The sequence below is a fragment of the Arthrobacter cheniae genome (assembly GCF_003602275.1).
GTDB lineage: Bacteria > Actinomycetota > Actinomycetes > Actinomycetales > Micrococcaceae > Arthrobacter_D > Arthrobacter_D cheniae.
Genome location: NZ_QZVT01000001.1, coordinates 279,311 through 302,137, shown reverse-complemented (window position 1 = coordinate 302,137; position 22,827 = coordinate 279,311). Strand labels below are relative to the sequence as shown.

Here is a 22,827-nt window from a genome sequence, read left to right as displayed (position 1 = left end):
CCGTGGGCGCACCGACCGTCTCCGAGCACCTGCTCGTATTCCTGCTCCCCGACCTGGGGGAGGGCCTGACCGAGGCCGAGCTGGTGTCCTGGCTGGTCGCCGAGGGCGACACCATCGTCGTCGACCAGCCCGTGGCCGAGGTCGAGACCGCCAAGTCCGTGGTCGAGGTACCGTCCCCCTTCGCGGGAACCGTCGCCACCCTGCACGGGCGACCCGGTGAGGTGCTCGACGTCGGGGCGCCGTTCCTGTCCGTCCGGCCCGAGGGGACCGCCGCACCATCGTCTGCTCCGACGGCTGTCAGGCAGGCCGCTGCAATGCTCCGCGAGGACGCCGGCGTTCCGACGCAGGCCACCCGGTCGAACGACCAGCCGCCCGTGGCGAGCGAGGGTTCCGGCAACGTGCTGATCGGCTACGGCACGCCCGGCGGCCTGACCGGCGGGCGGACGCGTCCGCGGAAGGGTGCTTCGGCGAGAAGTGTCCACGCTCCCGTGCTGACGGCCGACGCCGCTGCGGTGTCGCCCCCGGCTGTTCCAGCGAGTGGTCGGGCTCCTCTGTGCGTCTCGCCGCTCGTTCGGAGACTCGCCCGTGACCACGGCGTAAGGCTTGAGGACGTGCGTGGTTCGGGGGATAAGGGGCTCATCCTGAGGCGCGACGTCGAAGAGGCCATCGCAGCCGGCGCCGGCGCGTCCGTATCGTCGTCGTCCGTATCGTCGCCGGTGACCGACGAGCCTGTGGCGCAGAATGCCACGCGAGCTGCCGACCCGGTGCCCGCGACCGACTCCCGCTCCGGCCTCACTATCCTTGAGCGAACACCCCTGCGCGGAGTCCGCCGGACGATCGCCGACGCCATGACGCGCAGTCGACGCGAGATCCCGGAAGCGACCGTGTGGGTGGACGTCGACGTGACGGCCCTCGTCGAGCTGCGCGAGGGCATGAAGCGCAGCACGCAGGATGCCGTCCCCGGGATCCTCGCGTTCGTGGCCCGCTTCGTGGTCGCAGGCCTTGCCCGCTTCCCCGAACTGAACAGCAGGATCGCCACGGGCGACGACGGCGCCCAGGAGTTCGTGCGCGTCGAAGGCGTGAACCTGGGCATCGCCGCGCAGACGGAGCGAGGGCTCGTGGTTCCCAGCGTCCGTCGCGCGGACACGATGTCGGCGCGTGAGCTCGACAGGGAGATCCGACGCCTGGCCGCCCTGGCGCGCGAGGGGAAGGCGACGCCGTCGGATCTCTCCTCCGGCACCTTCACCCTGAACAACTACGGTGTATTCGGCGTCGACGGGAGTGCGGCGATCATCAACTACCCGGAATCGGCGATCCTCGGCCTGGGCCGCATCATCGACCGCCCCTGGGTGGTTGACGGGCAGCTCGCGGTGCGGAAGGTCACCGAGCTGACGCTCGCGTTCGACCATCGGGTGTGCGACGGCGGTACGGCGGGCGGCTTCCTCCGGTTCGTCGCGGACGCGATGGAGAACCCCGGCGGGATGCTCGCCGACCTGTAGCGCCGGCGGGTACCGTCAGGATTCGTCGTCGCGCAGCAGTCCGCGCTGTGCCAGGTCCGCCACGGGTGAGGACTCCTCGGGCAGGGGATCCGTGGCGGGCGGGACGTCGTCCGGCACGTAGTCCTTCAACCCGAGCGCCACCCTCTCGCGCTCCGTGGCGAGCGCGAGGGCGTCGTCGTCCACGTGGTCGTCCGACTTCCCGTGCGTCTGACGGGAGGGTCGAGGCAGGGCGTCGTTGTCGGGGTTGAGGTCGTCCAGGGTCGGGAACTCGTCATTGATGTCAGCCATGCCTCAACTCTAGGAAGAGCCGGCAGCGACGGCCATGGGCGTTCGTTGCCTCCCGAGGCTTCCGCTCGCCCGGCAGGCGACCTATTATCAGCGCTCGTCCGAGCTCGCCGCGGGCCGGCCGGTCGCACCGGGCCCCGTCGTCCTCGTGCGACCGCCGTGGCGACGACGGCGCCTCCGCGATGCGTGGTGCGGGAAACCGTAGGGTGGGTGGGTGATCGAGTCGCCCGAAAGTGTCCTTGCCCCTTCGACGAGCACCCACGACGGGTTCGTCCGTGTCCGTGGTGCCAGTGAGAACAACCTGCGCGGCATCGACGTCGACTGCCCGAGGGACGCCGTCGTCGCCTTCACCGGAGTATCGGGCTCCGGCAAGTCATCCCTGGCCTTCGGCACCATCTATGCGGAGGCCCAGCGGCGGTACCTCGAATCCGTCGCGCCCTACGCACGCAGGCTCATCCAGCAGGGGCACACGCCGCACGTCGAATCGATCACGGGGCTGCCTCCCGCCGTCGCCCTCCAGCAGCGCCGCGGCACCCCGAGCGTGCGTTCCACCGTCGGCACCCTGACCACGCTCTCGAACTCCGTCCGCATGCTCTACTCGCGGGCCGGAACGTATCCGGCGGACGCTGCGGGCAGGCTCGAATCGGATGCATTCTCGCCGAACACCGCCGCAGGAGCCTGCCCCCGCTGCCATGGACTGGGCATCGCCCGTGACGTCACGGAGCAGTCACTCGTCCCGGATCCTTCGCTGAGCATCCGCGAGGGCGCCATCGCGGCCTGGCCCGGCGCCTGGCAGGGCAAGAACCTCCGTGACGTCGTCAGCGAGCTCGGCCACGACATCGACGTGCCCTGGCGGGACCTGCCGGAGGAGTCCCGGAGGTGGCTGCTGTTCACCGAGGAGCAGCCCGTCGTCGAGGTGATCCCGCAGCGGGACCGCGTGGCCAAGCCCTACAAGGGACGCTTCTGGAGCGCGAAGAGCTACGTCCTGCACACCCTCCACGATTCCAAGAGCCAGCAGATGCGCGACCGCGTGCTGCCCTTCATGGAGTCCGGTCCCTGCGGTCTGTGCGGTGGCGCCGGGCTGCGCCCGGAAGCGCTGGCAGTGACGTTCGCGGGTCTCTCCATCGCCGAAGCGAATGCTTTGCCGCTGGCGGACCTCGCAGCACACCTGAAGCCGGCTGCGACGTTCGAGCATCCTGCGGCGGCGCATCGGTCCGCCACCTCCGGGGAGGGGACGGAGGTGTCCGTCACGATCAGCAGGGACCTCGTCCAGCGGCTCGGCATCCTGGTCGAGCTCGGGCTGGGGTACCTCAGCCTCAGTCGTGCCACGCCCACGCTCTCGCCCGGGGAGATGCAGCGCCTGCGGATCGCCACGCAGCTTCGTTCCGGGCTCTTCGGCGTCGTCTACGTCCTCGACGAGCCCTCCGCCGGGCTGCATCCCGCCGACGTCGAGCCCCTCCTCGCGGTGCTGGAGGCGCTGAAGGACGCAGGGAACACCGTCTTCGTCGTCGAGCACAACATGGACGTGGTGCAGCGGTCGGACTGGATCGTCGACGTCGGCCCGCTCGCCGGCGAGGGTGGCGGCACCATCATCTACAGTGGGCCCGCCGCGGGCCTCGCGGGTGTCCCCGGTTCCCTGACGGCGCCCTTCCTGACCCGGAGCGGGCCCTCCGACGCGGAGCAGGCCGAGCCGCGTACGCCGTCGGCCTGGTTGCGCCTGACAGGCATCCACCGCCACAACCTCGCGGGGCTCGATGCCGACATCCCGGTGGGCGTGCTGACGGCCGTCACCGGAGTGTCCGGTTCGGGCAAGTCGACGCTCGTCAGCGCGGTCCTCGCCGACGCTGTCGGAGCGCACGTCCGCAATGACACGCCGACGGAGGGGGAGGCGGGCGACGATGTCGCGCCGGAGGACTCCGGAACCGCCGCCTCCGTGGTGGCCGACATCCAGGGGCTCGAGTTCATCGACCGCCTCGTGAGCGTGAACCAGAAGCCGATCGGCCGGACTCCGCGATCCAACCTCGCCACCTACACGGGGTTGTTCGATGCAGTCCGGAAAGCCTTCGCCGCCACGCCGGAGGCGAAGTCCAGGGGCTTCGGCGCGGGGCGATTCTCCTTCAACGTGCAGGGCGGACGCTGCGAGACCTGCCAGGGCGAGGGGTTCGTGTCCGTCGAGCTCCTCTTCCTGCCCGGAAGCTACGGGCCGTGTCCCACCTGCAACGGTGCCCGCTACAACGAGGAGACCCTGGCGGTTCCACTCGACGGCCGCAGTATCGCCGACGTGCTCGCGATGACGGTCGACGACGCCGCGGTCTTCCTCTCCGGCATCCCGGCGGCGGGACGGTCCCTCGCGACGCTCCGCGAGGTCGGCCTGGGTTACCTACGGCTCGGGCAGCCGGCCACAGAGCTGTCCGGAGGCGAGGCGCAGCGCATCAAGCTGGCCACCGAACTGCAGCGCGCCCGCCGCGGACATACGCTCTACCTGCTCGATGAACCGACCACGGGGCTTCACCCCGCCGACGTCGTGCTGCTTCTCGCGCAGCTGCGGAAGCTCGTCGATGCCGGCAACACCGTGGTGGTCGTCGAGCACACCATGGCGGTCGTCGCAGCGGCCGACTGGGTGATCGACCTCGGGCCGGGCGGTGGCTCGGCGGGCGGGACGATCGTCGCTACCGGTACCCCACGGGACATCGCGGCGCTTGACGCGGCGACGAGCATCACCGCGCCGTATCTCGCAGCTCACCTCGAGGGGCGCCGCCTGACCGTATGACGGCGTGACCGTTCCTATACCAGTGCGGGCGTGAAGTGATCCGGAACGGGGGCCCGCTCGTCCAGGGAGTCCCAGGCGGAGGTGAGGATCTCCACCGCGCGGTGCGTGTCCTCGCGGGGATAGCTGAAGGGAACGCGAAGGAACCGCTCGAACACCCCGTCGATCCCGAATCGCGGACCGGCGCCGAGCAGCAGGCCGCGGTCCCGGGCGGCCAACGCCAACTGCGAGCTGACGGGAGCGCCGAGGTTGACCCAGGTGCAGAGGCCTCCCGAGACATGCGGGACGTCCCACCCCGGCAGTCTGTCCGCGAGGAGCACCTCCAGGCCGCGGCGACCCTCCGAGAGCTGATGCGCCCGGAAGCGCAGCAGCTCGTCGTAGTTCCCGAGCATCTCGAGGGCGATCAGCTGCTCGAGGATGGGTGTCCCGAGGTCCTGGGCGTACCGGGACTGCACGAGCCGCTGGATCATGTCCCCGTCCGCCCTGATCCAGCCGATGCGCAATCCGCCCCAGACCGTTTTGCCCATGGAACCGATGAGCACGGCGGGTCCGAAGGCGGCGAGCGGCAGTTCGCCGTCACCCTCGATGCGCAGCTCGGCCATGGTCTCGTCCGCGATGACGATCGTGCCCTGTCGTGCTGCCGCCGCCATCAGCCGTTCGCGCTGCCCGGGCGGCATCACGGCGCCCGTGGGGTTGTGGAAGTCCGGCATGACGTAGGCGACGGCGGGCCGGGTGCGGACGAACGCCTGCTCCAGGCCGTCGTCGTCCCAGCCCCGGCGCGCGTCCACCGCCACGGGTACGAGCCGCCGCCCCGCGGACCTGAGCGCCTCGTAGGCGTGCGGGTAGCTCGGTGCCTCGACGAGCACGGTGTCGCTGCGCGTCAGGAGCGTCCGCGCGAGAAGCGAGATGGCGTGCTGCGCGCCGAGCGTCACGATGATCTGGCCAGGGTTCGTGGGCAGGCCGCGCGTGGAGTACCGGTCCGCGAGGGCCTGGCGCAATCGTGGAAGGCCGAGCAGGTCGTACCCGTCCCCGTTGAGGTAGGCGGGGAGTTCGCCGGCCGCCCTCGCCGCAGCCTCACCGACCTGGGGTGCGGCCGGAAGTGCCGCTTTGCTGAGATCGAGGACGATGCCTGTCCCGCCGTCGTCGTGCGGGGGCGCGCCGCGTCCCGGCATGGCGACGACGCTGCCCGAGCCGCGCGTGCTCTGGACATAGCCGGCCGCCCTCAGGCGCGCGTAGGCAGCGGCGACCATGGTCCGGCTGACGGCGAGCTGTGCGGCGAGCTCCCGCTCGGCGGGGAGCCGGGTGCCGAGCGGTATCCGGCCGTCGAGGGTGAGTAGCCGGAGTCGGTCGGCGAGGGCCACGTAGGCGGGCCCGGCTGTGCGCCAGGTGCCGAGTTCGGTTGCAAGCCGACGGGCAGGGAGAACCATCATGAAGCCACCATCCCACAATTGGCATCTTGATGTCAGTCCAATCAGCGGTTCTACTGGAAGCATGACGTTCCTCGGTGTCCGGCGCGGACTGCAGCTCCTGATCGGTCTCTTCCTGTACGGCCTCTCGCTCGCGATGATGATCCGCGCCACCCTCGGGGTGTCGCCGTGGGATGTCCTCGGTCAGGGCGGGTCCCTGCAGACCGGCATCCCGTTCGGTTTCATGACGAACATCATCGGCCTGGTCGTCCTGCTCCTGTGGATACCGCTGCGGCAGCGACCGGGCGTCGGCACCATCCTCAACGTCCTCCTCGTGGGGCCGAGTGCGGAGATCGGTCTCGCACTCCTCGGCGAGCCGTCCCAGCTCTGGGCCCGGATCCTGCTGTTCACCGGCGGTCTCGTGCTGCTGGCCGTCGCGAGCGGCCTCTACATCGGAGCGCGCCTGGGACCGGGCCCCCGGGACGGCCTCATGACCGGTATCCACGCCCGCTCCGGCCTGCCGATCTGGTTGGTGCGCACGGGCATCGAGGGCACGGTACTCCTCCTCGGCTGGGTACTGGGAGGCTCGGTGGGTCTCGGCACTGTCGCTTTCGCGCTCCTCATCGGTCCCCTGATCAACCTCGCCCTTCCGCTGTTCCGCGTTCCCGAGCGTTCACGCGGAGTGCCCGACGCCGTCGTCGCCTGACAGGAACCGGCCGGGACGGGGTGCGGCTATCCCGCGTCCACCTCGTGCGATCCGGTGGTGACAGCGCTGATCATCCGTTCGAGACGGGCGATCCCGGCCAGGCGTCCGGCGTTGTCGGTGACGAGCAGCGGATCGAACCGGTAGGGGCGCTCCCTGGTGATCGATCTGCTCAGGGCCTCCGCGACCGGCGTGTCGAGGTTCGCCCGGATTCCCTGGCTGACGATGCCGAGCCGGGTGTCCTCCTCGGTGAGCACGGCGACCGGCCGATGGTCTGCACCGAGGAGAACGATCTCCCTCACCTGGTCGTCAGCCGCCAGGGCTTCCGTTGCGTCTGCGAGGTCCGTGAACGACGGCACGGGTTCCACGACGTCCCGCAAGGTCCCGTTCCTGGTGGGCGCTGGTCCACTGACGAGTCGGTGTGCGATGCCGTCGTCGAGTCGGGCCCAGGGTGGAGCGGGTCTTCCGAGGAGGTACCCCTGCACCAAGGGGACCCTGAGTGAGCAGAGCACGTCGAGTTCTGCGATGTGTTCGACGCCTTCCGCAAGGATCCATGCGTCGATGCGTCCGGCGAACATGCCGAGCATTTCGATCAGGGCTCGCTTCGCTTCATCGTCATCGACGCCCTGGATGAGTTTCCGGTCGATCTTGATCATCGCGGGTCGGATGCTCAGCAGGTGCTGCAGCCCGGCGTAGCCGGAACCGGCGTCATCGACGGCAATCAGGGCACCGGCTGCCTTGAGCCTGTTGAGGTCCGGTTCCAGGGCGATGTAGGAGTCGACCGGCGCCTGCTCGGTCAGCTCGACGATGAGTCCGGCGAGATTCCCCTGCTCGGCCCAGACCGTGCGGACGCATTCGGTGGCCAGCACGTCCGGCGAGACATTGACGGTGAGGAAACAGTTCGTCGGCACCGTCGAACGGTGGGAGAGGGCGCTGCGCAGGGCTGCAGCTTCGAGCTCGGCTGCTACTCCGTGCCGTCTCGCCGCACGGAACCACACCTCCGGATTCTTCTCCTCGAATGCGGGGAACCGGATCAGCGCTTCATATCCAGCGACGGTGCGGCGGGCGGTGTCGACTATCGGCTGGTAGACCGACGTGATGCCGTGACCTTCGCAGGCCGCTTCCAAGGCTCGGATCCAGCCGGTCGATGAAGCTCCGGTATCCGGAGATGCAGCGTGGTTCGTTGCTGCAGCGTCGTCGATCACCTGACCGTGATACTGCTGCGGACTGCCTGTTCCACATCGGCGGAGAGTTCGTTCAGTCCGTGGGCGGTCGCGGCGTGCGTGCGGACGTCGGCGAGTATCTCGTCATCCGTGGTGCTCATGAATTGCGCATCGCACCCAGGTACGACATCACCGCAGGCAAACGACTTCATCGGGAATTCTCCACTTCGTCCTTGAACCCAGCCACTGCTGGAGAACAATGCCACCAGGAATCGTCATCGCGTTAGTCGACGAGGAGACACTGCGTCTTAATGCGTAAACACTGCGTCGACCGACTGATACACCTGCCCAGCACAAGCGCGTTGCACCCCGGCCGGTCCGGTCCGGGGTACCGGCGTCGGGCGACCACGGCATCGCGACGATCAGCCCAGGGGTCCGACCCAGAATTCGGCTTGAGCCTTGTGCGCGAGGATCCGTAGTTCCCGTTCATCGTCCTCGGTGAAGCTCCGTGGCTGGTCATCGATGAGGCACAGGGTGCCGATCCGCCATCCATCGGCGGTGGACAGCGGGTGACCGGCGTAGAAGCGTACTTCCGGCCCACCCGTGACAAGGGGATGATTGCGCCAGTCGGGATGCGTGCTCGCATCGGTGATGACCAGGGTGCGGTCCCTCTCGATGGTCTTCGCACAGAGTGCCTGGCTTCGAGGCAGGTCCTGGCCGATCGGCCCGACCACCGATTTGATGATCTGGGAACTCTCGGTGATCAGCGCCATGGAGGCCGAACTGACCCCGAAGTGGTTCCGGGCCTGGGCGATGATGCGGTCGAACCGATCCTCTGACCCCGTGTCGAGCAGACCGGACTCGTACAGCGCCCGGCAACGGCGGAACTCTGCGTCCTCCTGTGCCTCGTGCAGTGTCCGATACTCTTCCTCACGCACGGCATGGCCCACGGGACCGCCACCGGCGACCCCGGACGAAGCAGCGCTGGTGCTCCTGTCGCCCAGGGATGGGGCGCCGAAGTCATACCCGTCGGGAGTAAGGACGAGGGTGCGAAGGTAGTCGGCGTATCCGAGGTCGGAGGCGACATCGTAGGTGCTGTAGTGAGCACCGTCCACCAGGGAACCGGTCGCGTCCAGCAGTTCGTTGATCGCGTGCGCGACGCCGTCCCGCTGCAATGCCGGGATCATGACAAGGCCGGCGAGGTAGCACTGCACGTCGAGTTCGCTCGAGTCCCCGCCGGCGGTGACATACTCCAGCACGACGTCGCGGGAATTCAGCTCCGCGGCGCGCACGGTCTGTATCGCGCTCCACTGCTGCAGATAATCATTCAGCATTCTGTTTGCTTCCCGTTGTCCTTCACCCAGCACGGAAGCCGGGCAAGCGTACGCCTCCCACACTATGCGTCCCGCCGCACAGCTCCTGCAGCCTTGACAGGTGCAGCCCGGCATGGACAGGACCGCCGAGACGTGTCTCCAGCGACGACGATCGTGAATCGAGCTCTGCACGCCACGTCATCAGCCCGGCCGGGACCGAGGCGAGAGGGAAGTCAGGGACCCGCTCAGGATCTAGTCGAAGTGCGTGACCGGCGGTTCGTCGCTGACGGTGGAGAGGAGTTCCCGCGCGAGATCGCGCAGTTTCATGTTCCTGTGACTGGCAGCGGCTTTGAGGATCGTCACGGCTGCTGACTGGCTGCACACGTTCTGGCCCATGATGATGCCCGCGGCGAGGTCGATGGTGGTCCTCGACTCCAGTGCTGCGCTGAGGTGGGCTTCCTTGTCGGACAGGTAAGCGATACGGACCGCCAGGCGCAGCGATCTGGAAGCCTCACGAGCGAAGATCCTGGCGGCTTCGATGGCGTCCGGCGTGAATCCGTCCGTCCGGTCGGAGTAGAAGTTCAGCCCACAGTCCGCTTCCCCTTCCAACGGAATGGGAATGCCGAGGATGGAGAGCATTCCATGTGCAGTGACGGCTGCGAAGTATTCAGGCCAACGCCCGTCGGTCCGCGTGTCACGGACATGGACGAGCGCCTGGGTGCGGGCGGCTGCGAGGCAGGGCCCGTCACCGAATGCGTACTGGATCTCATCGAGTTCCAGGGCTGTCCGGCTACTGCTCGCGAGAGTTTCAGCGTGGCGCGGCCGCAGCAGGGTTATGCCGCAGAACACCTCGTGGCCCGGCCCGGACAACTGCTTTGCGGCCACCCGCGCCAGGTTGTCGAGGAAGTGCTCGACATCGATGCTTTCAAGGACCAGGTCCTGCAGGTACAGGGCTGTATTACCCAGCAGTTCAGCGGAGTAGCCATCAGCCATCACGTGCATCGGGTCGAGGATCACGTGTCCGGGCTGCAACGGAGCCTGAGTATTGTCATTCATGACTCTCCTTGAGCGGAGATCGATTTCCCTGGCGTGACAACGCTCGGAGAACACGAAACGCGGCGGTCTTGAAACCTGTTCCGCTTTCTACTCGATAACTGTGCCCAGACTACGCCCTACACCGGTGAATGTTCCCGCGAGGAGCAGCGGGGGCTGATCGGACTGCACCGTTTTTCCATTCTTTTCGACCTCGGCATAAATGTCGTACTTCGTCCTCTCCGGTCCATCCGCGCGAATGGTATGGACGTTGTGGCTGCAGTGTCGCGAGGTCAGTAGCCGGCAACTGCGCTCGGAATGGTCCATCGCCTGGCCCCGGCCTCCCTGGCCCCGAGCGACTCCACGACGCTGCGGGTCCGCTCGGCCGCTGCTGCGTCACGCTCCGGCGACGAGCAGCCACCGCCCGGCTGATCAGGGGACAGAGCACACCACCGGTAGGGGGCGGCGACGATGAGGGAGGGCAGCCAGAGCAACTCGGACACCGACCACGTACCTTCGTCATTGCGGCTGAAACTGGCGCGGACCATCAACCCTTCATTGTTGACGTCGTAGAGGGGGGAGAGTTCCGTGACCGCGTTCCCCAATCCGTAGACGATCCATGTGCCGTTGTACTTCTCGATCGGTTGCACGGCGTGGGCGTGGTGTCCGTAGATGAAGTCGAAGTCACCGCTATCGGCCAATGCGTGTGCGGACTCCACCTGCAGCGAGTTCGGTGCGATGGCGTATTCATCGCCGGCGTGAAGTGCGGCAAGGACTATGTCGGCTCCCTCGGCCCGTGCGGCTCTGGCCTTTGCAATCATCGCGGGTACGTCGATCATGTCGACCCGCCACGGCTGGTCGGGAACGAGACCGTTCAATCCATACGTCCCCTCGATCAGGGCCACACGGGCCTCGGGCTGATTGATGACCAGGACTTCGTCGGCGTCATCCTCGGTGGCGTAGGACCCGGTGTGTTCCAGGCCCGCGGCATCGAATGCGGCAAGCGTCCGCAGCAGCCCTGCCGTTCCCGCATCGATGCTGTGGTTGCTTGCTGAGGTACAGGTGTCGTACCCGACCTCGGCCGCTGCCGCCAGGATCTGCGGAGGGACGTTGAACCGGGGGTAGCCGCTGAAGGGTCCTTCGGGCTCGGCGACGGGCGTTTCGAGATGGCAGATGCCGAGGTCAGCGGTCGCGAGATATGGCCGTTGGGAGGCGAGGAGGGGTTCGAAGTCAAGGGGATCCCTGCCTGTCACGGCAGCATCGGCCGCGGCTTGGTCCCAGAGCTGCGGGTGCACCAGGAGATCTCCGGTGACGACGACGCTCAGGCAATCGGCGCACCGCTGCGGAGGGTGCGCACTGGTCGCGGTCGACGGAATCGGGCCGGAACTCGGGGCAGGTTCGTCGTCCGGATCGGACGAGGTGCAGCCGCCGCTCAATAACACGACGGCGATGAGCAGTGTGGCTCGCCTCAGGGATGATGTGCGACGACGCGGGCTGCCCATCTACTCGACGCTACCAAGGGGCACCGTCAGATCCCAGCGAAGGATTCGTGGATATGGAAGTGGTGCGCATTCCCATCGGCTTACTACTGTGGAAGTAGTAAGCCGACTGATGAGCGTGTGCGGCCTACTAGGATGGGAACAACGACGACGATCAACGGCTTGGGCGGAGCTGTCGGCACGGAGGTTCCGGATATGAACGCGCAAGCACAGATTCAGCAGATAAAAGAGGTCCTGTCAGCAACGGCATTGAACCTCGAGGACGTCTGGATCAATTATTACGGCATGGGCGGCGCGGTGTCGCGTTTCGAGCTCGAGGCGTACCTGGGCGGGCTCCTGGTGCTCGAGGAGGAACAGTGCGATGTGCTGGCCGACGCCATCAACGATCTCCTGTACCAGGTCGGTGCCAGAGGCCGGATCTCGCGCTGCTCGGACGACAGGGCGGCGCAATCTCCAGCTAGTTCCCGCCGTGCGCTCGGCGTCGCGGGCGCGTTCCTGCTGAGTGCCGAGGAGCAGGAACAGGAACGCCTGGACGCAGTGACCCGCACCCAGCTGCTGGATACGGGTCAGGAGGAGCGATTCGACCGGATCACACAGGAAGCGAAGGACTACTTCGAGGTCAGCTCCGCGATCGTCACGCTGATCGATGACCGCCGTCAGTTCCTCAAATCCGTGATCGGGCCGGTTCAACAGAACATGCCGCGGGAGATCTCGTTCTGCAATGCCACGATCCGCAATGCCGGTCCGCTGATCGTGCGGGACGCGCTGGAGGATGAACGGTTCAGGAACAATCCGTTGGTGCGGGGAGAGCCCCACATCCGCTTCTACGCCGGGTACCCGCTGCGCGGACCGGGCGGGTGGACCATCGGCACCCTCTGCGTGATCGACCAGCAACCACGCGAGTATTCCATGCGGGACGGGCGGAAACTGCGGAATCTCGCCCGCAGGGTCGAGGACGAGATCAACGGACCGCGGATACTCCCGAACTCCGACCACAAGCCGACTCAGGGGGCGGCTGCGGAACCGCAGTAGCCGGGCCTCGGATCACCTGTCGAAGTGCGTCCGGACCGGTCCTGTCTGACCGAGGGATGCCAGGAGTTCGTCGGCGAGGTCCCGCAGTCTGGTGTTGCGGCCCTGGCCGGCGGTGCGCAGGATCGCAACTGCTTCAGCCTGGCTGCAGCGGTTCTGGCCCATGATGGCCCCGACCGCGAGATCGATCGCCGTCCGGGATTTCATGGCTGTTCTCAGGTGCTCGGAACTGTCACTGAGGGTCGCGATCCGCACGGCTAGCCGCAGGGATTTCGAGGCATCCCGAGCGATGCCTTCTGCAACGGAGATGCTCGTGTCCGTGAACGAATTCGCTTCCGTGGAATAGAAGTCCAGGCCTGCGCTCGCCCCGGATTCCAGGCGGATGGGGATTCCAAGGGCAGCGCGGATGCCGTGGCCGGCAATAGCCTCGCGGTACCGCGGGAACCTGGACTCGGTGGCGAAGTCCGGAATATGCACGGTGTGGCCCTCACGGGCAGCCCGAAGGCAGGGCCCGTCGTCGAACCCGTACTGCACCTCGTCCATCAGCCGGGCCTCCTCGCTGCTGCTGGCAACCGAAGCCATCGACCTGGGGCGCAGCAGGGTCACTCCGCAGAACACCTTGCCGTACGCACTGGTGAACGCCGCTGATGCGACGGTCACCAGACCGTCGAGGAACTGCTGCACGTGCTCACTGGCGAGCACCATGTCCTGCAGGACGGCGACGGTAGCGTTCTCGGCCGCATCCGCGGCAAGCTCCCTCTCGTTAGGCACGGCAATCATTCCTCACTGACTCCACTGGGAGTCGTCACAACACGGGTACCCGATATTGAGACCGGAATCAGGAGAATTCGAGGGAGGGTCGACAAGCGACAGGTGGAGAAGTACTGGGCGGAGCTCCTGCAGAACTCCTAGACAGCTTCTATGGGGCGAACCATTTCCTGACCATGATCGGAGGATTGCGAGGGCGCGCTCGATGGTTCCGAAGTGTCGATGAGGTCGCGTCGGTCGAGTTCCTCCGTCACCTCTTCGTTGCGGAATTCTGTTTCCGGATCGGCTGCACCGTCGTGCACATACTCGTAGGTCAGCTCGCGCTGGATCTTGCTGTTGACGGCTTCGACCTGCGGGAGGTCGAGCAACGTCAGATCCTCGGGGAACGAATCCGACGGAGTAAGCCTGGTACTCATGGGGACGCCTATCGACGGGAAAAGAACACGATGAAACCTAGGCCCTTGTGTTGAACCACAGCTGACCACGCCAGCAAACATCATCGTACTCGCCCGGTGGACGAGTGCTGCGTGAGCGAGGACGAACTGATCCGGTCCCGGTAGGACGTTACCGAACGGTCGAAACCTCCGCTGGGCAGGACGACGACGTCAAGCTTCCATTCCGTCCATGGACTCCTGTCCCCAGCACGTGAATTCCTGGAATTTCTACCTTCGTCGCCGGTTGAATGTCGGGGCATGCGGGACGACCATGGCACTAGTGCCGGGGACCGGCATGAACTGGGGGAGACGTTGATGGGTTCGGGACCACATTCTGTGCAGCGCTTCACCTTGAGTGATGACGGAGATTTCCTGCGCTTGCGGTGGGCTCCCGGCGTCACCATGCAGGCTGAAGACATCCGCTCGACAATTGCTGCTGTCACTGCTGCATCTCCCCGAGGTAAGCGGCCCTTGTTGGTGCACATCGGTCTGGTGGAGCGGATCTCGCTCGAAGCCAAGCAGCTCCTCATGAATGACACCTGTTCCACCCGCACCGCCGTCGTGGGGGTGGACGACGTAGGCAGGGTACTCACTGCATTCAATTACAGGTCTGTCACTCCCAGCCGGTACTTCACGAAGGAAGCCGACGCCGTCGCCTGGCTCAAAGAGGAAAGAGATGCAGGGGGCGTTTCCGCCACAGCGGACCCTTTCACTGCGGAGATGCGGGGAGAGGTGCTGTGGCTTGAATGCGAAGCTGACACGGATGTCGACAACACTGTCGCAGCAGCCGTGGTCAGCCGGGTGAACCACCTCAGCCCGTCCGTCCGTCCGCCGATGCTCATCCGCCTCAATCACCTGATATCGCTGACGGAGGAAGCGCAGCACACGCTGGCGACCGGGCTCGATATCGCAGCTCTGGCGATAGTGGGAGCCGAACCAGGAGACCCGCTCATCACGGCCTACTACAAACAACGGCATCACCCTCCCTACCCCACCAGGCACTTCACAACTGTCGGTAGCGCACAGGAATGGCTGCGAGGAATTCCTGCCGTCGACGTGCTGCAACTACCTTCGCAACCAGCAACTCCGTCATCTCTCCTCTAGAGTGCTCAAGAGGCACGGTGGTAGGACAAGCAAGGAACGACGAAGGGGTACCGAGGTGTTCGAGTTCGTGGGGAGCCGGTTCGATCAGATCCTGTTCGCGAGCTGGCAGCACTTCTCGCTGGTGGCGCAGTGTCTGATAATTGCGACGGTGCTGGCGGTAGTTACCGCAGGGCTGGTGTACCGGAGCCCGGCGTTGCGGTCGGCAGCGAACAGCGTATCCGCCATCGGTCTGACCATTCCTGCCTTCGCCCTGGTGGGGTTGTTGATCGCACCGTTCGGGTTCGGCGTCGTTCCCGCGGTCATCGTGGTCGTGTTCTTCGCCGTCCTACCGATCCTGCGCAACGCCGTGGTGGGACTGACGAGTATCGACCGTTCCGTGATCGAGTCGGCACGAGGCATTGGAATGACCCGCTTCCAGGTACTGAGACGTATCGAGCTCCCTATGGCGTGGCCGGTGATCCTCGCGGGTATCCGTGTGTCCGCGCAGATGGTGATGGGAATTGCAGCAATCACCGCTTATGTCCTGGGCCCGGGTCTTGGCGGGTTCATCTTCACCGGTCTGTCCCGACTTGGGGGAGCGAACTCCCTCGAGTCCGTGGTGACCGGCATCGTTGCCGTCATCATCCTGGCCCTCATCCTTGATTTTCTCCTGGTCGGTCTGGGCCGACTCACTATCTCGCGAGGTATCCGTGTCTGACAAAGCACCTTCTACACAGCTCCCCGATACCGGTTCCGGCAGTTCAGCCGACGGCGGCAGGTCCATCACCGGGGCGAGCATCCTGCTGGACAAGGTCACCAAGCGCTACCCGGGCCAGAGCAGAGCGGCCGTCGACGGTCTGACGATGGAAATTCCTGCAGGGAAGATCGTCATGCTGGTCGGGCCGTCCGGGTGTGGGAAAACCACCACACTGAAGATGATCAACCGCCTCATCGAACCCACCGAGGGCAGGATCGTCCTTGATGGGGACGATGTCACAGGGATCAACGGTGATTCGCTGCGTCGTCGAATCGGATACGTCATCCAGGCCGGCGGCCTCTTCCCCCACATGAGTGTCGCGGCGAACATCGCGATCGTCCCGAAGATGCTGGGCTGGAGCAGGGACCGGATAGCGGCACGTGTCGATGAGCTCCTCGAACTGGTTTCCCTCGATCCGGTGCAGTACCGGGACCGGTACCCGAGGGAACTCTCCGGGGGCCAGCAGCAGAGGGTCGGTGTGGCCCGTGCCCTCGCAGCTGATCCGCCGGTGCTCCTCATGGACGAGCCCTTCGGCGCTGTGGATCCGATCACACGGGTTCGCCTGCAGGATGAGCTGATCAGCATCCAACACGAACTCCAGAAGACCATCGTGTGCGTGACGCACGATTTCGACGAAGCCGTGAAGCTCGGCGACTGGATCGCGATCTTCACGGAGGGCGCACAACTCGTGCAGTACGACACCCCGGAGCGCATTCTGGCCGAGCCCGCCAATGAATTCGTGGAGAACTTCATCGGATCGGGTGCCGGGCTGAAGCAGCTGACCCTCACCCGCGTCAACGAGGTGGACCTCCAGTCAGCGGTAACCGCTGAACCCGGGACGCTCGCGAGCGATGTGCTGTCGCGCCTCGATGAGCGCGGTCATGATCACGCCGTCATTCTCGATAGCAGGAACCGGCCGCTCCAGTGGCTCTCACGGCGTCAGCTCAGTCGCCTGGAGCGCATCGGTGCGGATCGGGACGCTCGGCTTCCCCTCGTCGGGGAGCGCGCATCTCTCAATGACGCCCTGGACATCATGCTGGTCTCCAGCGTGGGCGCAGCCCTCGTCACTGGTGGCAGGGACAGCTTCCGCGGTGTGATCGACGTCGAAACCATCATGGACGCAATCAGCAAGGCCCACGAGCATGCGCGGACCTCGCACGCGCACGGCAAGCCGGTAGGCATCAACACCAACTCCATGGACGCCATCACTGCTCCTCGACCCGCTGGACCGGAACCCCTTCCTCCTGAAGACGGGAGCCGCGACGGTGAGTGAACAGACACCACCAGGGTCCCGTACCGGAATCGGGGCGCCGCCCCCGGCTGGAGCGCCTCAGGGTCCGGCGATGGGCGCGCAGACCGTGGCTCTTGCAGCTGACGCGGCCGGGCTGTCCTGGCGGCCATTGCTCCTTCAGCTGGGTGGAATTCTCCTCGCGGGTATCCTCCTCGCTGTGTGGCTGGTCGCCGCGGATCTGACCCCGACGGAACGAACGACACTGAGTCCTGCCTCCCTGGTCGTCTATACCCGGGAACATCTCGCTCTGACCTTGCTGTCAGCACTGATCGTGCTGGTGATCGCCGTCCCGCTCGGCATCATCCTCACTCGCGGACCGTTCCGAAGACTCACCGGACCGGTGCTGGCCGTGGTGAACATCGGGCAGGCCGCGCCGGCGATCGGTCTCGTGGTGCTGCTCGCAGCCTGGCTCGGTTTCGGCTTCCGGGCCGCAGTGACGGCGCTCGTGCTCTACGCGCTGCTACCGGTACTCAGGAACACGATGGTGGGCATCAATCAGGTCGATTCCAGACTGGTCGAGGCCGGCCGTGGGATGGGGATGAGTGCGTTGTCCGTCCTGTTACGGGTCGAGTTGCCGCTCGCCGTCCCGATCATGCTCGCAGGAATCCGCACGGCCCTCGTCCTCCTGGTCGGCACCGCAGCGCTTGCCACCTTCATCAACGGAGGCGGCCTCGGCATCCTCATCACCACCGGCGTCAACCTCAACCTGCCCCGCGTGCTCGTGGCCGGTGCAGTGATCGTCGCGCTGCTGGCCCTGCTGATCGACTGGGTGGGACGCGTCGTCGAACACCTCGCGCGCCCGAAAGGACTCTCATGAGCACGACGACGACCAGGTACTCCCGATGGTCCTCGGCCGCCAGGCGCGGTCGGGTCCGATATGTCGCGGCGACGCTCGGAGTTGCGGTCGGTGGTGTGGTCCTCACCGGCTGCGGGCTCCAACCCGCCACGTCCTACGTGCCTGACGCAGGCGCGGGGAGCATCGAGCCGATCGAGGGTGTCGATGGTGCACCGCTGACCGTGACCTCGAAGAACTTCACGGAGCAGCTGATTCTCGGCAAGATTTCGGTGCTGGCCGCACAGGCCGCAGGCTTCGACGTGACGGATCTGACCAATGCTCCCGGTTCCCAGCCCGTACGCGACCTCGTACTCACCGGTGAGGCGGATTTCACCTGGGAGTACACCGGTACGGCCTGGTTGGCGTTCCTTGGTGAGGAAGCCGGCATCGCGGACCAGGAGGAGCAATGGACTGCAGTCCGGGATGCCGACCTCGCGAACGGACTCGTCTGGGGTGCGCCGGCACCACTGAACAACACCTATGCCATGGCTGTGCGCACCGAGGCGATCGAGGAGCTCGGTGGTATCACCACCATGTCCGGGCTCGCGGAGCTGCCTCCGGAGGAGCGCACGTTCTGCGTCGAAGCGGAGTTCAATTCGCGGGCCGACGGAGTGACACCGATGCTCGCGCACTACGGGCTTGAACGCGGCGTGGCTACCGGTGTCCCGGACGAGAACATCGGCATCTACGACACCGGTGCCGTGTATACCGCGACCGACAACGGTGCCTGCAACTTCGGGGAGGTCTTCGCCACCGACGGACGGATCGACGCGCTCGATCTGACCCTCCTCGAGGACGACCTGAATTTCTTCCCGGCCTACAATGCCGCCCCGGTGTTCTACGAGGAGACGCTGGAGCGGTACCCGGAGCTCGAGGACGTCTTCGCCCGGATCGCGCCCACACTGACCGACGAGGCCCTGAGGAGTATGAACCTGCGCGTCGACGTCGACGGCGAAGAACCAGCAGACGTCGCCTTCGAGTTCATGATCGACAACGGGTTCATCACCGAGCCCTGAACCCGCCGGTCCTGGAACTTGCCGGTCAGACCACCGTGGCGGAGCGGGCGAAGAGCCTGTCCGATGCGATCCTCGCGCCGCGGCCCAAGGTCTCGAGCTTCGCGGCAGCGATTTGCGGATGGATTCTTCCGCCCAACCCGCAGTCCGTGCCCGCGACGACGTTCTCACGGCCCACCAGGCGTGCGAAGCGCTCGATGCGCTGGGACACCAGTTCCGGATGCTCGACGACGTTGGTCGCGTGTGAGACGACACCGGGAACCAGTACCTTCCCGGCGGGAAGGCTGATGTCCTGCCACAGTGCCCATTCGTGTTCATGGCGGGCGTTCGCGGCCTCGAAGGAATACGAACCGGCGTTGATACCCAGCACGAGGTCCACGATGTGGCGGAACTCGATGTCCGTGGTGTGGGGACCATGCCAGGACCCCCAGCAGACATGGAATCGTATCTGGTCCTCGGGCAGCCCTTCGAGGGCGTAGTTCAGGGCGTCGACCCGGATCTGCGTGAATCGCTGGTAGTCCTCGATGCTGGGTTCCGGATTGATCTGGTCCCAGTTCTCGGCGATGGACGGGTCGTCGATCTGGACGATCAGTCCTGCGTCGACGATGGCACGGTATTCCTCCCGCAACACGTCGGCCCACGCGTAGATGAATTCCTCCTCACCGGCGTAGTAATCGTTGCCGATCCTGCTTGCGGACCCGGGCGAGAGGGCAGTGATGAACCCGGTCGGAATGTCCGCAGTCTCCAGGCCCGCTTTGAGGTTCGCGATGTCGCTGGCCAGCGCGGCCTGCCCGGTATAGGAGATCGGACCCGTCGCAGAGGGGAACGCCGTGGCGTTCCTGCCGATCTGGATTCCGCTCTCGGGATCCTGGTAGGCGGAGGCGAAGCGGGTTCAGTCACGCCGGTCGGCGAACGAGGTCAATCTGATAGCGCCGGGTTCACTCCGGACGGGTTCGGCGAGGATCGGGTTGAAGTCCGTCAGTTCCAGACCCGCCGTGCGCTGGAAGCTGTAGGTCCACCACGCCCCGTAATCGACGGCGTTCGACATCGCCTTGCCGTACTCACCGTCACCCGGGATGGTGATTCCCAGGTCCTTCTGGCGCTGAACGAGGTCTACCACCGCTGCGGTGAGCAACCCTTCGAATTCGGGCCCGCGTTCCAGGGTGAAGCCGTCCTCGGAGAATGTCCTGGCTGCGTTCGCTGCAATGAGTTCCGGAGTACGGGGCAAGGAACCCGCGTGGCTGGTGTGGATGCGATCGAGTGTCATGATGCTGTTCCCTTCCATCGGTCCTGCCATTAGCACCCTTTCGGACAGGGGGTCCGGGGGAAGCTGCAGCGTCATGGAGGCAGGTCTCTCAGCTGCTCTGGATGGTGTGGCTTAGGGCTCTAAATCCACCGGTGACGTAAGGCACGCCCCCTCCACGGCCAGCGGCCGAGCACCAATCGGAGGGGCTGTCCACCATCATGGACGACGATCAGGGCGCATGAAAAATCAATTGCGTAATGTTCCCCAACAATCGTCCTCGGAATAGGGGATCGTGCTGTTATCGCCTCTCTCCTCGGAACCGCCGTCTGTTGCCCGCCATGACCCCGGGTATTTTCTTTGCCGGGCGATACGTGGTTATACTCGCAGCAGCTTCATGAATTGTGGCCGTCAAGCTCCGACTTGGTCACATACCAACCCTGCGCTCGTTGGGTGGTTCGGATGAGGAAGCGGCCTGCATTCACTCCCAGGGGTATCTGGTGCGGGCAAGAGCTCGCGAAAGGATGCGGCCCAGCGTCGCCCGCCCATGGCTACTCCCACTGATGCCCCTCCGCCTCACCAGGCCCAACCTTCCGCAGTCAGCATCCACGACTACGAGGTACTGATCGCCCCGCGGGAGGCATTCGTGGATTTTCTTCTCGGCCCTCATCCAGCCGTTGGCCGCCCAGGGGTCGCCGGTTCGTCCCCGTCGACGTCCGAGGCGTGAAGCGCACGAGCGGACTCCTCCTGGACACCGATGTCATCGTGCATCTGCGGAGCTCGGACCCCGACCCGGCCGTCATCGAATTCCTCGAAAGACGGCGACACCTGCGGATATTCGTGTCGGTCCTGACTATCGGCGAGCTGCATTCGCTGATCCGGGATGAGCACTTCCGTGGAGTGGGGAATTGGCTTCACGAGTTCACGGAGCGGTACGGTGCGCATATATTGCCCGTTGATGCCGAGGTTGCTGCTCTTTGGGGCCCGATGTCCGGCAATGCCGGTGTCCCGGCGATCGATTCGCTCATTGCCGCTACTGCCCTGCAGAAAAGCCTTGCCATCGTATCCGGGAATGCCGAGTTGTACCGGGCATTGGCGGTGCCGGCCATCAACCCATGGATAGGCAATAGCGACAGCGATGCGGCGGCGCTTGCTCCGTAATCACCTCCTGGCTCTACGCGGGGCCCGAACCACGGGCCCTTCACGGGTCCGTGGCGAGTTTCACGCATAGGACAGCGGCATCACATGGCGTGGGGGAGACCCAGCCGTCCGCTGACGTGAACCATCTCTTCGCGGGAACCTACTTTGATCCGCTCACGTAGCACGGGGCGCCCGTCCACGGTCGATACGTTGTTCTCGCCAAGGAGTTTTTCGTGGGCATCCAGTCTCTGCCACCCCTCCCACGTGGTGTACTCCAGCGAGCGGGCCTTCAGTAGACGTTCCATATCCTCCCCGCGCGACGGTGAATCGTGGAGGAGGGACGAGGAGTCGGCGAGGAGGCATTCGATGGTTTCCGATGCGTCACCCTTCGTATGGCCTATCAGACCGACGGGTCCGCGCTTGATCCAACCCGTGGTGTAGAGCCCTGGTACCCGCTGCCCGTCCGCGCCCAGCACGCGGCCTCCCTCGTTCGGGAGCACCCCCCGTGAATGATCGAAGGCGAGACCCTGCAGCGGTGATCCGAAGTACCCCACTGCCCGGTAGACCGCCTGCACCGGGTAATCGGAGAACTCTCCGGTGCCCTTCGCATGACCCGAGCCGTCGAGTTCGTTGCGCTCGAATCGGATTCCTGTAACCCGTCCGTCCGGTCCCAGGACCTCGACGGGGGTGTGGAGGAAGTGGAGGTGGAGCCGACGGGTGGCGCCGGTGGGTTCGTCCTCCACGAGCCAGTTCGTGAAGGTCTTGACCATCGTTCTGGTCTGGTTGTTGGCGGCGATCTGCTGCTCGGAGGCAGCATCGAAGGCGAAGTCCTCGGGGTAGAGCACGATGTCCACGTCGCGGGAGTGGGACAGTTCGCGGAGTTCGAGCGGTGTGAACTTCACCTGGGCAGGTCCGCGCCGCCCGAAGACATGGACGTCTGTGACGGGCGAAGCCCTCAGTCCCTCGTACACGTTGTCCGGGATCTCGGTGGTGAGGAGGTCGTCGGCTTGCTTGGTCAGCATCCGGGCTATGTCCAGGGCGACGTTGCCGTTACCGATGACGGCAATTTCCTTGGCCTCCAGTGGCCAGGTGCGATCGACGTCAGGGTGTCCGTCGTACCAGGAGACGAAGTCGGCTCCGCCGAATGATCCCTCGAGCTCGATGCCGGGGATGTTCAGGTCCGCGTCCAGGATTGCCCCGGTGGCGAAGATGACCGCGTCGTAGTGTGCCTGGAGGTCCTCGAGGGTGATATCGGTGCCGTAGTCCACGTTCCCGAAGAACCGGATACCGCCGCGGTCGAGCACTTTGTGGAGTGCGTCGACGATCCCCTTGATCCGGGGATGGTCCGGAGCAACGCCGTACCGGATGAGCCCGTAGGGTGCCGGGTAGCGGTCGAACAGGTCGATCCTGACCTCGAGCAGGCCGGTCTCGACGGGCTTCGACTTGGTCAGGAGATCGGCGGCGTAGACGCCTGCCGGTCCGGCCCCGATGATCGCGACCCGCAGCAGGCGGGCGGGGCTTCCGGAAGGCGTGGGAATGGGCGCGCTGGTGGACATGGGAGGGTTCC

Annotated in this window: 20 protein-coding genes, 1 pseudogene and 1 riboswitch; of the genes and pseudogenes, 10 read left to right on the top strand and 11 right to left on the bottom strand. The window is 65.7% G+C overall.

The window, feature by feature from the left end; translation table 11 throughout:
- The first annotated feature begins 2 nt into the window (after positions 1-2).
- On the top strand, positions 3-1,499 hold the full coding sequence (locus D6T63_RS01495) for a dihydrolipoamide acetyltransferase family protein (RefSeq protein ID WP_120147245.1): 1,497 nt from the start codon (positions 3-5) through the stop codon (positions 1,497-1,499).
- Between the two features lie 15 nt (positions 1,500-1,514).
- Here the strand turns inward: D6T63_RS01495 and D6T63_RS01490 are convergent, their stop codons facing one another.
- Positions 1,515-1,787: a hypothetical protein gene (locus tag D6T63_RS01490; RefSeq protein ID WP_120147244.1), complete on the bottom strand. Its 273-nt coding sequence runs from the start codon at positions 1,785-1,787 to the stop codon at positions 1,515-1,517.
- A 211-nt stretch (positions 1,788-1,998) separates the two neighbouring features.
- On the opposite strand from D6T63_RS01490, the gene D6T63_RS01485 reads away from it, so the two are divergent.
- Positions 1,999-4,554, top strand: coding sequence for an excinuclease ABC subunit UvrA (locus tag D6T63_RS01485; protein WP_235830481.1), 2,556 nt, complete (start codon positions 1,999-2,001; stop codon positions 4,552-4,554).
- 14 nt (positions 4,555-4,568) lie between these two features.
- On the opposite strand, the gene yczR is transcribed toward D6T63_RS01485, so the two are convergent.
- A complete protein-coding gene (gene yczR / locus D6T63_RS01480; protein WP_120147243.1) occupies positions 4,569-5,981 on the bottom strand; it encodes a MocR-like transcription factor YczR in 1,413 nt (470 codons plus the stop codon).
- Positions 5,982-6,042: 61 nt separating this feature from the next.
- Here yczR and yczE point away from each other — a divergent pair, with 61 nt between their 5' ends.
- The gene (yczE, locus tag D6T63_RS01475) at positions 6,043-6,663 is read left to right on the top strand and encodes a membrane protein YczE (protein WP_120147242.1); all 621 of its coding nucleotides are present in this window, start codon (positions 6,043-6,045) and stop codon (positions 6,661-6,663) included.
- Positions 6,664-6,689: 26 nt separating this feature from the next.
- On the opposite strand, the gene D6T63_RS01470 is transcribed toward yczE, so the two are convergent.
- The 5 genes from D6T63_RS01470 to D6T63_RS01450 all read right to left on the bottom strand — a co-directional run bounded on the left by D6T63_RS01470 (position 6,690) and on the right by D6T63_RS01450 (position 11,670).
- Complete coding sequence (locus D6T63_RS01470) at positions 6,690-7,865, bottom strand: EAL domain-containing protein (protein WP_235830480.1); 1,176 nt, start codon at positions 7,863-7,865, stop codon at positions 6,690-6,692.
- Positions 7,862-8,035, bottom strand: coding sequence for a DUF1059 domain-containing protein (locus D6T63_RS01465; RefSeq protein ID WP_120147241.1), 174 nt, complete (start codon positions 8,033-8,035; stop codon positions 7,862-7,864). Before D6T63_RS01465 ends, D6T63_RS01470 begins: the two co-directional genes overlap by 4 nt.
- Positions 8,036-8,245: 210 nt before the next feature.
- Positions 8,246-9,157, bottom strand: coding sequence for a GAF domain-containing protein (locus D6T63_RS01460; protein ID WP_182976833.1), 912 nt, complete (start codon positions 9,155-9,157; stop codon positions 8,246-8,248).
- A 231-nt stretch (positions 9,158-9,388) separates the two neighbouring features.
- Positions 9,389-10,192, bottom strand: a complete 804-nt coding sequence (locus D6T63_RS01455) for a GAF and ANTAR domain-containing protein (RefSeq protein ID WP_235830477.1) — start codon at positions 10,190-10,192, stop codon at positions 9,389-9,391.
- 269 nt (positions 10,193-10,461) lie between these two features.
- A complete protein-coding gene (locus D6T63_RS01450) occupies positions 10,462-11,670 on the bottom strand; it encodes a CapA family protein (RefSeq protein ID WP_120147239.1) in 1,209 nt (402 codons plus the stop codon).
- A gap of 192 nt (positions 11,671-11,862) precedes the next feature.
- Here D6T63_RS01450 and D6T63_RS01445 point away from each other — a divergent pair, with 192 nt between their 5' ends.
- On the top strand, positions 11,863-12,699 hold the full coding sequence (locus D6T63_RS01445; protein ID WP_120147565.1) for a GAF domain-containing protein: 837 nt from the start codon (positions 11,863-11,865) through the stop codon (positions 12,697-12,699).
- Between the two features lie 12 nt (positions 12,700-12,711).
- On the opposite strand, the gene D6T63_RS01440 is transcribed toward D6T63_RS01445, so the two are convergent.
- Positions 12,712-13,467, bottom strand: coding sequence for a GAF and ANTAR domain-containing protein (locus D6T63_RS01440; protein WP_235830476.1), 756 nt, complete (start codon positions 13,465-13,467; stop codon positions 12,712-12,714).
- A 137-nt stretch (positions 13,468-13,604) separates the two neighbouring features.
- Positions 13,605-13,880, bottom strand: a complete 276-nt coding sequence (locus D6T63_RS01435; protein ID WP_182976832.1) for a hypothetical protein — start codon at positions 13,878-13,880, stop codon at positions 13,605-13,607.
- Between the two features lie 369 nt (positions 13,881-14,249).
- Between D6T63_RS01435 and D6T63_RS01430 the strand changes: the two genes are divergently transcribed.
- The 5 genes from D6T63_RS01430 to D6T63_RS01410 all read left to right on the top strand — a co-directional run bounded on the left by D6T63_RS01430 (position 14,250) and on the right by D6T63_RS01410 (position 18,880).
- Positions 14,250-15,002, top strand: a complete 753-nt coding sequence (locus D6T63_RS01430) for a DUF7793 family protein (RefSeq protein ID WP_147394278.1) — start codon at positions 14,250-14,252, stop codon at positions 15,000-15,002.
- Positions 15,003-15,057: 55 nt separating this feature from the next.
- Positions 15,058-15,699 (top strand): ABC transporter permease, encoded by a 642-nt coding sequence (locus tag D6T63_RS01425; RefSeq protein ID WP_120147236.1) that lies wholly within the window; start codon positions 15,058-15,060, stop codon positions 15,697-15,699.
- Positions 15,700-15,763: 64 nt separating this feature from the next.
- A complete protein-coding gene (locus D6T63_RS01420) occupies positions 15,764-17,011 on the top strand; it encodes an ATP-binding cassette domain-containing protein (RefSeq protein ID WP_120147564.1) in 1,248 nt (415 codons plus the stop codon).
- Between the two features lie 70 nt (positions 17,012-17,081).
- On the top strand, positions 17,082-17,846 hold the full coding sequence (locus tag D6T63_RS01415; RefSeq protein ID WP_120147235.1) for an ABC transporter permease: 765 nt from the start codon (positions 17,082-17,084) through the stop codon (positions 17,844-17,846).
- Positions 17,843-18,880: a glycine betaine ABC transporter substrate-binding protein gene (locus D6T63_RS01410; protein ID WP_120147234.1), complete on the top strand. Its 1,038-nt coding sequence runs from the start codon at positions 17,843-17,845 to the stop codon at positions 18,878-18,880. The genes D6T63_RS01415 and D6T63_RS01410 overlap by 4 nt, the downstream gene beginning before the upstream one ends.
- Positions 18,881-18,905: 25 nt before the next feature.
- Here D6T63_RS01410 and D6T63_RS01405 read toward each other — a convergent pair.
- A pseudogene (locus D6T63_RS01405) lies at positions 18,906-20,144 on the bottom strand (cobalamin-independent methionine synthase II family protein).
- Positions 20,145-20,513: 369 nt separating this feature from the next.
- A riboswitch (SAM riboswitch) is annotated at positions 20,514-20,639 on the top strand.
- Positions 20,640-20,843: 204 nt separating this feature from the next.
- Here D6T63_RS01405 and D6T63_RS01400 point away from each other — a divergent pair.
- Positions 20,844-21,281 (top strand): PIN domain-containing protein, encoded by a 438-nt coding sequence (locus D6T63_RS01400; protein ID WP_182976831.1) that lies wholly within the window; start codon positions 20,844-20,846, stop codon positions 21,279-21,281.
- Positions 21,282-21,361: 80 nt separating this feature from the next.
- On the opposite strand, the gene D6T63_RS01395 is transcribed toward D6T63_RS01400, so the two are convergent.
- A complete protein-coding gene (locus D6T63_RS01395; RefSeq protein WP_120147232.1) occupies positions 21,362-22,816 on the bottom strand; it encodes an FAD-dependent oxidoreductase in 1,455 nt (484 codons plus the stop codon).
- Positions 22,817-22,827: the final 11 nt, after the last annotated feature.

Excerpts from the sequence above, each read along its gene's own strand:
- D6T63_RS01490 (WP_120147244.1), bottom strand. The coding sequence starts at position 1,787 with ATGGCTGACATCAATGACGAGTTCCCGACCCTGGACGACCTCAACCCC.
- yczR (WP_120147243.1), bottom strand. The coding sequence starts at position 5,981 with ATGATGGTTCTCCCTGCCCGTCGGCTTGCAACCGAACTCGGCACCTGG.
- yczE (WP_120147242.1), top strand. The coding sequence starts at position 6,043 with ATGACGTTCCTCGGTGTCCGGCGCGGACTGCAGCTCCTGATCGGTCTC.
- D6T63_RS01465 (WP_120147241.1), bottom strand. The coding sequence starts at position 8,035 with ATGAAGTCGTTTGCCTGCGGTGATGTCGTACCTGGGTGCGATGCGCAA.
- D6T63_RS01460 (WP_182976833.1), bottom strand. The coding sequence starts at position 9,157 with ATGCTGAATGATTATCTGCAGCAGTGGAGCGCGATACAGACCGTGCGC.
- D6T63_RS01455 (WP_235830477.1), bottom strand. The coding sequence starts at position 10,192 with ATGAATGACAATACTCAGGCTCCGTTGCAGCCCGGACACGTGATCCTC.
- D6T63_RS01450 (WP_120147239.1), bottom strand. The coding sequence starts at position 11,670 with ATGGGCAGCCCGCGTCGTCGCACATCATCCCTGAGGCGAGCCACACTG.
- D6T63_RS01445 (WP_120147565.1), top strand. The coding sequence starts at position 11,863 with ATGAACGCGCAAGCACAGATTCAGCAGATAAAAGAGGTCCTGTCAGCA.
- D6T63_RS01435 (WP_182976832.1), bottom strand. The coding sequence starts at position 13,880 with ATGAGTACCAGGCTTACTCCGTCGGATTCGTTCCCCGAGGATCTGACG.
- D6T63_RS01415 (WP_120147235.1), top strand. The coding sequence starts at position 17,082 with ATGGGCGCGCAGACCGTGGCTCTTGCAGCTGACGCGGCCGGGCTGTCC.
- D6T63_RS01410 (WP_120147234.1), top strand. The coding sequence starts at position 17,843 with ATGAGCACGACGACGACCAGGTACTCCCGATGGTCCTCGGCCGCCAGG.
- D6T63_RS01395 (WP_120147232.1), bottom strand. The coding sequence starts at position 22,816 with ATGTCCACCAGCGCGCCCATTCCCACGCCTTCCGGAAGCCCCGCCCGC.